The organism is Micromonospora sp. B11E3 (assembly GCF_039871625.1).
Taxonomy (GTDB): Bacteria; Actinomycetota; Actinomycetes; order Mycobacteriales; family Micromonosporaceae; genus Micromonospora.
Genome location: NZ_JBDPMC010000004.1, coordinates 104,022 through 116,720 on the forward strand (window position 1 = coordinate 104,022; position 12,699 = coordinate 116,720).

Genomic DNA, 12,699 nt, shown 5'->3' on the forward strand with positions numbered 1-12,699 from the left:
CCGTCTCCCATTATCTAGGATTTTTGTCCCATATTCTAAACCGCACGGTCCGGCCCGTCACTCCCGTGCGGTGTGAGGCGCTCTTGACAGGACCGAAACAAAAGGGACCCGGACCGGAAACCGCCCGGCGGCACGCTCTTCTGGCATGACACAGGGTGCGCGCGCGACGACACGACCGGGGACACCGCCCCGGGAGGCGGCCACGCACTGCCCGTACTGCGCCCTCCAGTGCGCCATGGTGCTGCGCGAGAACGGGCGGCGGGTCGAGGTGCTTCCCCGGCAGTTCCCCACCAACCGGGGCGGCCTCTGCCAGAAGGGCTGGACCGCCGCCGAGCTGCTCGACCACCCGGACCGGCTCACCACCCCGCTGTTGCGGGACCGCCGCGGCGGCGAACTGCGCCCGGCGAGCTGGGACGAGGCCCTCGACCGGGTGGCCGCCGGGATCCGCGCCGTCCAGGACCGGCACGGGCGGGACGCGGTCGCGGTCTTCGGCGGCGGCGGGCTGACCAACGAGAAGGCGTACGCGCTCGGCAAGTTCGCCCGGGTGGCGCTGCGTACCCGGCACATCGACTACAACGGCCGCTGGTGCATGTCCTCGGCCGCGGCGGCCGGGCTGCGCGCCTTCGGCGTCGACCGGGGGCTGCCCTTCCCCCTCGCCGACCTCGGCCGGGCGGAGACCCTGCTGCTGGTCGGCGCGAACCCGGCCGAGACCATGCCGCCGCTGCTGCGCCACCTCGCCGACCAGCGTGCCCGAGGCGGCCGGCTGATCGTGGTCGACCCCCGGCTCACCGCCACCGCCCGCCAGGCCGACCTGCACCTGCAACCACTCCCCGGCACCGACCTGGCGGTGGCCAACGCGCTGCTGCACATCGCGCTCTCCGAGGGCTGGGTCGACCGGGCGTACGTGGCCGAGCGGACCAGCGGCTTCGACGAGGTCCGGCGGACCGTTGCCGGATACTGGCCGGCCGAGGTGGAACGCCTCTCCGGGGTGCCGGTGGCCGACCTGGAGGCGACCGCCCGGGCGCTGGCCACCGTGGACCGCGCGATCGTCCTCACCGCCCGGGGCGCGGAACAGCACGCCAAGGGCGTGGACACCGTCGCCGCGTTCATCAACCTGGCGCTCGCCCTGGGCCTGCCCGGCCGCCCCGGCTCCGGGTACGGCTGCCTCACCGGGCAGGGCAACGGCCAGGGCGGGCGGGAACACGGGCAGAAGGCCGACCAGCTCCCCGGCTACCGGCGGATCGACGATCCGGCGGCCCGGGAGCACGTGGCGCGGGTCTGGGGCGTACCCGCCGAGGACCTGCCCGGGCCGGGCGTGCCGGCGTACGCCCTGCTGGACTCCCTCGGCACCGCGACCGGCCCCCGGGCGCTGCTGGTCTTCGGCTCCAACCCGGTGGTGTCCGCGCCCCGGGCGGCCCGGATCGAGTCCCGGCTGCGCGACCTGGACCTGCTGGTGGTGGCCGACTTCCTGCGCTCCGAGACCGCCGAGCTGGCCGACGTGGTGCTGCCCGTCGCGCAGTGGGCCGAGGAGGACGGCACGATGACCAACCTGGAGGGTCGGGTGCTGCGCCGACGGGCGCTACGGGAGCCGCCCGCCGGGGTCCGTACCGACCTGGCCGTGCTCGCCGCCCTGGCCGCCCGCCTGGAAGAAGGGGCCGCCGGGGGCGAGGGCTTCCCGACCGACCCGCATGCGGTGTTCGAGGAGCTGCGCCGGGCCTCAGCCGGCGGACCGGCGGACTACGCCGGGGTGACCTGGGATCGGGTCGAGCGGGACGACGGCGTCTTCTGGCCCTGTCCCGACCCGGACGGGCCCGACACGCCCCGGCTCTTCGCCGGCTCCTTCCCCACCCCCGACGGGCGCGCCCGGTTCCACGCGGTGACGCACCGGCCCGCCGCGGAGGAGGTGTCCGCCGAGTACCCGCTGCACTTCACCACCGGCCGGGTGCTCGCCCAGTACCAGTCCGGCGCGCAGACCCGCCGGGTCGACGCGCTGCGCCGGGCCGCCCCCAACGGCTTCGTCGAGCTGCACCCGGACCTGGCCGACCGGCTCGGCGTGACCGAGGGCGACGAGGTGCGGGTGGTCTCCCGCCGGGGCGAGTTGCGGGCGCCGGCCCGGGTCAGCCCGGCGATCCGGCCGGACACCGTCTTCGCCCCGTTCCACTGGCCGGGCGCGGCCCGAGCCAACTCGGTCACCAACGACGCCGTCGATCCGATCTCCGGCATGCCGGAGTTCAAGATCTGCGCGGTCCGAGTGGAGAGAGCATGAGCACGCGAGTCATCGTGATCGGGTACGGGATGGCGGGCGCGCGGCTCGCCGCCGAGCTGCACGCGCGGGACGGGGACCGGAAGGTCACCGTGCTCGGCGCGGAGCCGCACCGGGCCTACAACCGCATCATGCTCTCCACCCTGCTCGCCGGGAAGATCGACGAGCCGGACGTGGAGCTGACCCACGTCACCGGGCAGGGCGTGGACGTCCGGACCGGGGTGGCGGTCACCGCGATCGACCGGGCCGCCCGGGAGGTGCACACGGCCGACGGCGACCGGCACGGCTACGACCACCTGGTCCTCGCCACCGGCAGCCGCGCCGTGGTGCCGCCGCTACCCGGGCTCGACCCGCTGCCCGACCGGGTCATCCCGTTCCGCACCCTGGACGACTGCCGGCGGATCCTCGCCGCCGCCCGGGACGCACGCCGCGTCCTGGTGCTCGGCGGCGGGCTGCTCGGCCTGGAGGCGGCCCGCGGGCTCGCCGCCCGGGGGCTGGACGTGACGGTGGTGCACCCGACCGGCTGGCTGATGGAACGGCAGCTCGACGCGACCGCCGGGACGATGCTCGCCGGCACCCTCGCCGGGCTCGGCGTACGGACCGCGCTGGCCGTCCCGGCGATCGGGGTGGCCGCCGACTCCCACGGGGTCCGCCTCGACCTCGCCGACGGCCGCTCGCTCGACGCCGACCTGCTGGTCCTCTCCTGCGGCGTACGCCCCGACACCGCCCTGGCCGCCGCGGCCGGGCTGACTGTGGACCGGGGTGTGGTGGTGGACGACCGGATGCGGACCAGCGACCCGCACGTCTCGGCGATCGGCGACTGCGCCCAGCACGCCGGCGCGCTGACCGGGCTGGTCGCCCCAGCCTGGGCGCAGGCGCGGGTGGTGGCCCAGGTGCTGGCCGGGGACGAGCCGCAGGCCCGGTACCGGCCCCGGCCGGTGGTGACCCGGCTCAAGGCGGCCGGCATCGACCTGGCCGCGATGGGCGACGCCGCCGACACCGCGCCGGACGACGGCGGCGACCACGGCGGAGCGGTCGAGGAGCTGACCTTCGCGGACCCGGCCCGCGGCACGTACGCCCGGCTGCGGATCCGCGACGACCGGTTGACCGGGGCGATCCTGCTCGGCGACAACCCCGCCGTCGGCACGGTGGTGCAGCTCTTCGACCGGGGTGGCCCGGTGCCGGCGGACCGCCGGTCGCTGCTGCTCGGGCGGGCGTTCGGCGCCGCCCCGGCCACCCCGGCCGCGTCCCCGGCGCTGATGCCGGACGCGGCCACGGTGTGCCAGTGCAACGACGTCAGCAAGGGCGCGCTGGTGGCCTGCTGGCGCTCCGGCGCCCGGACCACGCAGGAGCTGTCGGCGGCGACCCGGGCCGGGACCGGCTGCGGCGGCTGCCGGGACGCGGTGGCCGGCATCGCCGAGTGGCTCGCCGGGGCGGAACCGGCGACGGCTGGAACGAGGAACGGCATGGAGGTGACCCGATGAGCGAGCGAAGCGAGCGAATCAGCAGGCTCGGTGCGGCTGTGCCTCATGACGGCACGCAGCGAAGCGGAGTGCTGTCATGAGCGAGCAAATCAGCAGGGTGGTGGTTGTCGGCAACGGCATGGTCGGGCAGCGCTTCGTCGAGGCGTTGCGGGCCCGGGACCACGAGCGGCGCTGGCGGGTGACGGTGCTCGCGGAGGAGCGGCGGCCGGCGTACGACCGGGTGCGGCTCTCGGCCTTCTTCGACGGGGCCAGCGCCGAGGAGCTGAACCTGCACACCCCCGACGACGGGGTGGAGCTGCGCCTGGGCGAGCCGGCCACCGGGATCGACCGGGCCCGGCGGGTGGTGACCACGGCGGCCGGCGAGCACCCGTACGACGCCCTGGTGCTGGCCACCGGGTCGTACGCCTTCGTGCCGCCCGTCGACGGCACCGCCCTGCCGGGAGTCTTCGTCTACCGGACGCTGGACGATCTGGAGGCTATCCGGGAGCACGCCCGGGGCCGGCGGACCGGCGCGGTGATCGGCGGCGGCCTGCTCGGCCTGGAGGCGGCGAACGCGCTGCGCCTGCTCGACCTGTCCACCAGCGTGGTGGAGTTCGCGCCCCGGCTGATGCCGGTGCAGGTCGACGAGGCCGGCGGGGCGATGCTCCGCCGCTACGTCGAGGAGTTGGGCGTCACCTCGTACCTCGGGGTGGCCACCACCGCCCTGCGCCCCGGCCCGGACGGCGCGGTCGCCGCTCTGGAGCTCTCCGACGGCCGTACGGTCGACGCGGAGCTGGTCGTGGTGGCCGCCGGCATCCGGCCCCGGGACGAGCTGGCCCGGGCGGCCGGGCTGCCGCTCGGGCCGCGCGGCGGCGTGCTGGTCGACGACACCTGCCGGACGGCCGACGAGCGGATCTGGGCGGTCGGCGAGTGCGCCGCGGTGGACGGCATCTGCCACGGCCTCGTCGCCCCCGGCTACGCGACCGCCGAGGTGGTCGCCGACCGGCTGCTGGGCGGGGCGGCGACCTTCCCCGGCGCGGACACCGCCACCAAGCTGAAGCTGCTCGGCGTGGACGTGGCCTCGTTCGGCGACGCGCACGGCGTCACCCCGGGCTGTCTCGACGTCACCTTCACCGACCCGGCCACCCGCACGTACGCGAAGCTGGTCCTCTCCGACGACGCGCAGACGCTGCTGGGCGGCGTGCTGGTCGGCGACGCGAGCGCGTACCCGACGCTGCGGGCCTGTGTCGGCGGGCCGCTGCCCGGTCCCCCGCTGGCGCTGCTGGCGCCGGCCGGCGGCGCGACCGCCGGGGTCGGCGCGCTGCCGGCCGCGGCGCAGGTGTGCTCGTGCAACGCGGTGACCCGCGAGCAGATCGACGCGGCGATCGCGGACGGCGCGGCCGACGTGCCGGCGCTCAAGGCCTGCACCCGGGCGGGCACGAGCTGCGGCTCCTGCGTGCCGATGCTCAAGCAGCTGCTGGACGCGGCCGGGGTGAAGCAGTCCACCGCGCTCTGCGAGCACTTCGACGCCAGCCGGCAGGAACTGTTCGACATCGTCCGGGTCCGCGGCATCCGCACCTTCTCCCAGCTCATCGCCGAGCACGGGCGGGGGCGCGGCTGCGACATCTGCAAGCCCGTGGTGGCCTCGATCCTCGCCTCGCTCGGCACCGGGCACGTGCTCGACGGCGAGCAGGCATCCCTCCAGGACACTAACGACCACTTCCTGGCCAACCTGCAACGCGACGGCAGCTACTCGGTGGTGCCCCGGATCCCGGGCGGGGAGATCACCCCGGAGAAACTCATCGTGATCGGTGAGGTGGCCCGGGACTTCCGGCTCTACACCAAGATCACCGGCGGGCAGCGGATCGACCTGTTCGGGGCCCGGGTCGAGCAGCTCCCGCAGATCTGGCGCCGGCTGGTCGACGCCGGCTTCGAGTCCGGCCACGCGTACGGCAAGGCGCTGCGCACCGTGAAGTCCTGCGTCGGTGAGACCTGGTGCCGGTACGGGGTGCAGGACTCCGTCGGGCTGGCCGTCGCCCTGGAGCTGCGCTACCGGGGGCTGCGCGCCCCGCACAAGCTCAAGTCGGCGGTCTCCGGCTGCGCCCGCGAGTGCGCCGAGGCACGCAGCAAGGACTTCGGCATCATCGCCACCGAGATCGGCTGGAACCTCTACGTCGGTGGCAACGGCGGCTTCCGCCCCCGGCACGCCGACCTGTTCGCCACCGACCTGAGCACCGAGGAGCTGGTCCGGCTGATCGACCGGTTCCTGATGTACTACATCCGCACCGCCGACCGGTTGCAGCGCACCGCCGCCTGGATCGAGGCGATGGACGGCGGCCTCGACCACCTGCGCTCGGTGATCGTGGACGACTCGCTCGGGCTCTGCGCCGAACTCGACGCGGCGATGGCCCGGCACGTCGCGTCGTACTCCGACGAGTGGCGGGACGTCCTGGAGGACCCGGAGCGGCTGCGCCGCTTCACCTCCTTCGTCAACGCCCCCGACGTACCCGACTCGTCCATCACGTTCGCCGTCGAACGCGGCCAGCCGGTGCCCGCACGCGGGGCACCGCCGACGGCCGCCGCCGACCGCCACCGCCAGCCCGTCACCCTGGGACTCCCGGAGGTTCGCCGATGACCGCGCCGACCATGTTGGACTGGGCAGTGGTCTGCCCGCTCGACCTGCTGGACCCGGACCGGGGGGTGGCCGCGCTGGTCGACGGCGTGCAGGTCGCGCTCGTCCGGACCGGCGGCGAACTGTACGCCGTCGACAACCTCGACCCGGTCGGCGGCGCGTACGTGATGTCCCGCGGGATCGTGGGCAGCCGCGGCGGCGTGCCCACGCTCGCCTCCCCGCTGCACAAGCAGGTCTACGACCTGCGGACCGGGCGGTGCCTGGACCGCCCGGACGTGGCGCTGCGGCGGCACGAGGTGCGCTGCCGGGACGGGCTGGTCGAGGTGCGGCTGCGGGAGGAGTGATGCGGGAGGAACTGGCCGGCTTCACCATCGGGGTCACCGCCGACCGGCGGCGCGACGAGTTGGCCACGCTGCTGCAGCGGCGCGGCGCCCGGGTGGTGCTCGCGCCGGCCCTGCGGATCGCCCCGCTGGCCGACGACACCGACCTGCGCGACGCCACCCGGGCGTGCCTCGACCGTCCGCCGGACGTGCTGATGGCGAACACCGGCATCGGGATGCGCGGCTGGCTGGAGGCCGCCGAGGGGTGGGCCCTGGGCGAGCCCCTGCGCGACGTGCTCTCCCGGTCGTACGTGGTCGCCCGCGGCCCGAAGGCGACCGGCGCGATCCGGGCGGCCGGGCTGCGCGAGCACTGGTCCCCGGCCTCGGAGAGCTGCGACGAGGTCGTGGACCACCTGCTGCGGCGTGGGGTGGCGGGCCAGGTCGTCGCGCTCCAACTGCACGGTGAACGGCAGCCGGAGTGCACCGAGGCGCTGGAGGCGGCCGGGGCCACGGTGATCGAGATCCCCGTCTACCGGTGGGCCCCGCCGGCCGACCCGGCTCCGCTGCACCGGCTGATCGACCTCGTCGCCGGACGGCTGGTGGACGCGGTCACGTTCACCTCCGCCGCGGCCGCCGAGGCGCTGCTGCGCGCCGCCGGGGACCGGACCGAGACGGTGCTGGAGGCGCTACGCGGCGACGTGCTGGCCGGCTGCGTCGGCCCGGTGACCGCAGAACCCCTGATCCGCCGCGGCGTGCCGGTCAGCGCGCCGAGCCGGGCGCGGCTCGGGGCGCTGGTCCGGACCATCGTGGACGAGCTGCCCCAGCGCGCCGTCACCATCCGGGCCGCCGGGCATCTGCTGACCCTGCGCGGGCACGCGGCGGTGGTCGACGGCGAGCTGTGTCCGCTCGCCCCCGCCCCGATGGCGGTGCTGCGGGCGCTGGCCGCGTCCCCGGGGCGGGTGCTGTCCCGCACCGTGCTGCTGCGCACGCTGCCACGCGGCGCCGACGAGCACGCGGTGGAGATGGCGGTGGCCCGGCTGCGGGCCGGGCTGCGCGCGCCCCGGGTGGTGCAGACGGTCGTCAAGCGCGGCTATCGCCTGCGGGTGGACTGAGCGCGGCCACCGCCGCCGGGTCGGCTTGAGCGCGGCTCAGCGCCGGCCCGGGGTGGAGCGTGGCCTCAGACCCGGGCCGGGTAGCCCCGGCCGTGCTCGGCCTGCAGCCGCAGCATCGCGTGCTCGACGACCGTGACCAGCACCTGCTTCACCGCCTCGCGGTGCCGGGCGTCGGTGTGGATGAGCGGCACCTGGGGCGAGATGGCCAGGGCCTCGCGCACCTCGTCCAGCTCGTACTGCGGGGCGTTGTCGAACCGGTTCAGCGCCACCACGTACGGCAGGCCGCGGTTCTCGAAGTAGTCCAGCGGCGCGAACGCGTCGGTGATCCGGCGGGTGTCGACCAGCACCGCCGCGCCCACCGCACCCTTGATGATCTCGTCCCACATGAACCAGAACCGGGTCTGCCCGGGAGTGCCGAAGAGATACAGGATGAGGTCCTCGGCCATGGTGATACGGCCGAAGTCCATGGCGACGGTGGTGGTCTGCTTCCCCGGCACCTTCGACGGATCGTCGATACCGACGCCGGCCGCGGTCATCACCGCCTCGGTGGTCAGCGGAGTGATCTCCGAGACCGCGCCGACCAGAGTGGTCTTGCCCACACCGAAGCCGCCCGCAATCACGATCTTCGCGGAGGTGATCCCGCGGTTGCGGCGCGCCCCGGCGGGGTCATAGCCTGCGAAGTCCACTTAGCACCCTTCCAAGGATTTCCATCCGCTCCTCGTATCCGTCGGGGGGAGCGGCAGCGTGTAGCGTCAGCAGGTTCTCGGCCACCATGTCGGCGACCAGCACCCGGGCGACGCCGAGCGGCATTCGGGCGTACGCGGCGATCTCCGCGAGCGACTGGGGCCGGCCCTCGCAGATCGTGGCGATGCGGTGCTTGTCGTGGCCCGCGAACCGGGACTCGGCGACCGCGGTCGGGCTGGCGGTCAGCACCGCCTCCAGCGCGATGTCCTGCCGCGGCTCGGTCCGGCCGCGGGTGACCGCATACGGACGTACCAGCGCACCCCGCGGGTCCTCTCGCCGTTGGTCCATCCGCGATCACCTCCTCCCGGTCGGCGCCGTCCCTCGACGCCGTTCGTACTCGTGCCTGCGGCCGCGCTACGCGCGCACCGCGTCGCGGGGCAGCGGCACCAGCGCGGCGCCCACCCGCTCGACCAGCAGCGCCATCTCGTAGCCGACCTGGCCGACGTCACAGCTGCGCGCGGCGAGCACGGCCATCGACGAGCCATCACTGATCGACATGAGGAACAGGTACCCGCTGTCCATCTCGATTACCGTCTGGAGCACACCGCCCGCGCTGAACATCCGGGCCGCACCCTCGGTCAGGCTCACCACGCCGGACGTGATGGCGGCGAGCTGGTCGGCCCGGTCCGGGGGCAGGTCCCGCGACGAGGCGAGCAGCAGCCCGTCCGCGGACACCGCCACCACGTGCGCGATGCCGGCCACGCTGTCGGCGAAGTTGGTGAGCAGCCAACCCATGTCCTGCATGGCCGCCGGCCTGTTCATCGGTTCGTCTCCTTGGTCGAGGTGCTGTTGAGGTCCCCGCCGGCCGAGCGGCCCCGCTGCACGCCGCGGTGGTAGGCCGACAGCAGGCCGCGTACTTCGTCCGGGCTGCGCCGGGTGCGCTGGCTGCTCTTGGTCTCGATCCCACCGGGGACGAGCTGCGCCTGCGGCACCCGCTTCGGCAGGCCGGAACGGGTGGTCCCGCCGACGTCCGGCTCGGCCGCCCGGCTGGCGCGGGACCAGCCCTCGTCGGCCGCGGTCCGCCAGGCGTCCGGGTCGATCGCCGGGGCGGCGGGCGGGGCGTACGCGGGCGGCGGCGTCGGGGAGGCGACGGTGGGGGCAGGGGCCGCCGTGGGGGCAGGGGCCATGGGGGCGAGGGGCGTGGGGGCGGTGGCCATGGAGGTGGCGCCCGGGACCCGGGTGGCCAGCGTGGGCCGGGGTGCCTCCGCGACGCGCGGCGCGGCCGGCGGCGGCTCCTCGTCGAAGCTGGGCCGCTGGAAGATCGCGGTCGTGTCGTTGCCGTGCGACCGGAACCAGACCGCCTCCATCTCGCGGAAGATCGGCGCCTCGGCCGGCGGGGCCGGCGGGGCCGGCGGGGCCACCGGCACGGCCGGAGCGCTCGGCACCGCGCCCGCGACCGGGCCGGCCGGCAGCACCGGCGCGGCCGGGGCAGCCGGTGCGACCGGCTTGACCGGATCCCCGCCCGGCACCCGCTTCGGCAGCGGGTCGATCGTCGGGTACGCCGTGGTCGGGCCGCCCGCCGACAGGCCGCCGGAGAACGTCGGCTGGGTCGGGGCCGGCGACGGCGCGACGGGCGGGAGCGCCGGAGACGCCGAGCCCAGGCCGCCGAACTGCACCGGCGGGGCGCTGTCCCGGGTGTCCGCCTGGCTCTGCCAGCGGGCCGGCGTCGGCGCGGACGTCCGCCACTGGTCGGCCAGCGTCGCCGCCGACGTACGGCCGGCGCCCAGCGGCTCGCCGAGCCCCAGCGGGGTCAGCGGCGCCTGCTCGATCGGGGCCGGCTGGCGCGGCGGCGCGGTCAGGGCCTGCTCACGTCCGCGCAGCGACGGCAGCACCACGGCCGAGTTGGGCAGCGTCACCTGGGCGACGGTGCCACCCTCCACGTTGCGCCGCAGCTCCACCCGGATGCCGTGACGGGAGGCGAGGCGGCTCACCACGGCCAGGCCCATCAGCCGGAACGCGGCCACGTCCACGGTCGACGGCGCGGACAGCCGGCGGTTGAGCGAGTCGAGCTGCTCGTCGGTCAGGCCGAGGCCCCGGTCCTCGACCTGGATCAGCACGTAGTCCCGGATCCGCCGGCCGTCGGCGACGACGATCGTGTTCGGCGGGGAGAAGCGGGTGGCGTTGTCGAGCAGCTCGGCGACCAGCCGGACGACGTCGTTGACCGCGTGCGCGGCGACGGAGATGTCGGTGTCGACGGTGCCGAACTCGATCCGGTTGTACTGCTCGACCTCGGACTGGGACGCCCGCAGCACGTCGATGAGCAGCGCGTCCTCGCGCCGCGGCACGCCGGAGTCGGCGCCGGCGAGGACGAGCAGGTTCTCGTCGTTGCGGCGCATCCGGGTGGCCAGGTGGTCCAGCTCGAAGAGCTTGGCGAGCCTCTTCGGGTCCTCCTCGCCGCGCTCGATCGCGTCCAGCTCGCCGATCATCCGGTCGACCAGGGTCTGACTGCGCCGGGCCAGGTTGAGGAACATCGCCGAGACGCTGGTCCGCAGGGCGGCCTGCTCCGCCGCGATCCGGACCGCCTCGCGGTGGACGACGTTGAAGGCCGAGGCGACCTGGCCCACCTCGTCCCGGTTGGTGAGCTTGATCGGGTCCCGGACCTCCCGGACGATCTCCTCCACGCCGCCGTCGCCGACGCTGCTGATGTTCTGCAGCCGGGCGACCGCGTCCGGCAGGTCGCGGTCGGCCACCTGCAGGGCGCCCTCGCGCAGGCGGCGCAGCGAGTGGTTGAGCGAGCGGGCCAGCACCACGGCCAGCGTGACGGCGATGACCAGGGTGAGCAGCACCAGCAGCGACTCGATGACGGCCTGCCGGATGACCGCCGCGCGGGCGTCCTCGGTCTCGGCGAGCAGCCGGTCCTGGAGGCGGATCTCGGCCCAGCGCATCAGGTCGTTGACCGAGCCGATCGCGGACGACGTGTCGGCGGCGGTGACCAGCGGGGCCTGGCCGACGGACCGGGTGATGTCGGCGGCCATCCGGTCGGCGAGCACCACCGCGTCGCCGGAGACCGTGCCGTCGACCAGCGCCCGCTGGGTCGGGTCGGCCACCAGCGAGAAGGAGACCAGGGCCTCCTGCTGGCTGGTCAGGGTGGCGACGAACGAGGAGAACTGCTCCTCGTCGATGCGGCCGGCCGAGAGCGCGGTGAAGGCGACCGACTCCTCCTCGGCGACCGCCGCCTTCGCGTGGGCGAACGCCGCCACCGCCCGCCGCTTGTCCGCCAGGCCCTCCTGGCCGGGCAGCTGGGCCAGGGCGTCGCCGTAGGAGACCAGGTCGGTCAGGATGACGCCGTAGCGCAGCGCCGCCTCGGCCACCGGCATCTGCCGCCGGTCCAGCACCTCCTGCCGGGTGCTGTTCAGGGTCCTCAGGTGGTCGTCGATGGCCTTCAGCCGGTCGCGTACCGCGTCCGGGACGTCGCCGATCGCCCCGCGCTCGGCGTTGTACGCCTCGATCCGGGTGTCCGTGCTGCGCACCCGCAGGTTGAACGCGTCGGCCTTCTCCCCCGGCCGGGCCAGGTAGTTGGCCGCCGCCATCCGCTCCTTGTGCAGATCCTGGGTGAGCGCGGAGATGTCGGCCGACAGCGCGGTGAGCGAGCGGAGCTGGGTCGCCTCGACGGCGCCCTGGCCGGTCGAGATCAGGCGGATGGTGGCCAGCGCGATGACGGCCGCGACCGGGACGACCAGGATCAGCGCCAGCTTGGAACGGATGCGGGCGTCCCGCAGCCGCGGCAGCCGGCGACCCCTGCTCCGACGCTCGGGCTTGCCGCTCTCGGGCAGGGTGGTGGGTCCGGTGCTCACGACATCGCCTCCGTCGTTCTTTCCACGCCTGAACCGCCGACCCGTGCCCGGCGTAGCGGACAGCGCCGCGCGCGGCACGGCCGCGATTTCACCAGAGAAGATCGTGTTTGGGAAGTCGCAGTGAGGCAGGGAACGGTCGAGCTCCACTCATCCCGCGATCCGGTCACCTTATACCTTCATTTCCGCAAGCCTCTGAGCAGGGGATATAACTCTGGAGTGGTCGTCCGATAATGCAAAGTAAGCTTTTGCAAACGTCGAGGCACCCCAACATGTGGGACGCTCGTCCCGAAAGAGCCGCGGGGCATCCGCGCTTGACCACAGGCCCCAGCATTGGCAAGGTTTTGCAGGCTTCGCGCACACCGTACGGCAAC

General features: G+C 74.7%; 9 protein-coding genes. 5 read left to right on the forward strand and 4 right to left on the reverse strand.

Annotation, left to right across the window (positions count from 1 at the left end; all coding sequences use genetic code 11):
- The first annotated feature begins 145 nt into the window (after positions 1 to 145).
- The 5 genes from ABGB16_RS03670 to ABGB16_RS03690 all read left to right on the forward strand — a co-directional run bounded on the left by ABGB16_RS03670 (position 146) and on the right by ABGB16_RS03690 (position 7,790).
- The gene (locus tag ABGB16_RS03670; protein ID WP_347666526.1) at positions 146 to 2,266 is read left to right on the forward strand and encodes a molybdopterin oxidoreductase family protein; all 2,121 of its coding nucleotides are present in this window, start codon (positions 146 to 148) and stop codon (positions 2,264 to 2,266) included.
- Positions 2,263 to 3,747: an FAD-dependent oxidoreductase gene (locus ABGB16_RS03675; RefSeq protein WP_347666527.1), complete on the forward strand. Its 1,485-nt coding sequence runs from the start codon at positions 2,263 to 2,265 to the stop codon at positions 3,745 to 3,747. Before ABGB16_RS03670 ends, ABGB16_RS03675 begins: the two co-directional genes overlap by 4 nt.
- A 76-nt stretch (positions 3,748 to 3,823) precedes the next feature.
- Entirely contained in the window at positions 3,824 to 6,361 is a 2,538-nt protein-coding gene (gene nirB / locus ABGB16_RS03680) for a nitrite reductase large subunit NirB (RefSeq protein ID WP_347666528.1), read from the forward strand.
- A complete protein-coding gene (gene nirD, locus ABGB16_RS03685) occupies positions 6,358 to 6,702 on the forward strand; it encodes a nitrite reductase small subunit NirD (protein ID WP_347666529.1) in 345 nt (114 codons plus the stop codon). The genes nirB and nirD overlap by 4 nt, the downstream gene beginning before the upstream one ends.
- Positions 6,702 to 7,790 (forward strand): uroporphyrinogen-III synthase, encoded by a 1,089-nt coding sequence (locus tag ABGB16_RS03690; protein WP_347666530.1) that lies wholly within the window; start codon positions 6,702 to 6,704, stop codon positions 7,788 to 7,790. Before nirD ends, ABGB16_RS03690 begins: the two co-directional genes overlap by 1 nt.
- 65 nt (positions 7,791 to 7,855) lie before the next feature.
- Here the strand turns inward: ABGB16_RS03690 and ABGB16_RS03695 are convergent, their stop codons facing one another.
- From ABGB16_RS03695 to ABGB16_RS03710, 4 genes are all read right to left on the reverse strand, one after another.
- Positions 7,856 to 8,476, reverse strand: a complete 621-nt coding sequence (locus tag ABGB16_RS03695) for an ATP/GTP-binding protein (protein WP_347666531.1) — start codon at positions 8,474 to 8,476, stop codon at positions 7,856 to 7,858.
- Positions 8,457 to 8,822: a DUF742 domain-containing protein gene (locus ABGB16_RS03700; protein ID WP_347666532.1), complete on the reverse strand. Its 366-nt coding sequence runs from the start codon at positions 8,820 to 8,822 to the stop codon at positions 8,457 to 8,459. Before ABGB16_RS03700 ends, ABGB16_RS03695 begins: the two co-directional genes overlap by 20 nt.
- Positions 8,823 to 8,888: 66 nt before the next feature.
- Positions 8,889 to 9,296 (reverse strand): roadblock/LC7 domain-containing protein, encoded by a 408-nt coding sequence (locus tag ABGB16_RS03705; RefSeq protein ID WP_043965587.1) that lies wholly within the window; start codon positions 9,294 to 9,296, stop codon positions 8,889 to 8,891.
- The gene (locus ABGB16_RS03710; protein ID WP_347666533.1) at positions 9,293 to 12,328 is read right to left on the reverse strand and encodes a nitrate- and nitrite sensing domain-containing protein; all 3,036 of its coding nucleotides are present in this window, start codon (positions 12,326 to 12,328) and stop codon (positions 9,293 to 9,295) included. Before ABGB16_RS03710 ends, ABGB16_RS03705 begins: the two co-directional genes overlap by 4 nt.
- Between the last annotated feature and the right edge of the window lie 371 nt (positions 12,329 to 12,699).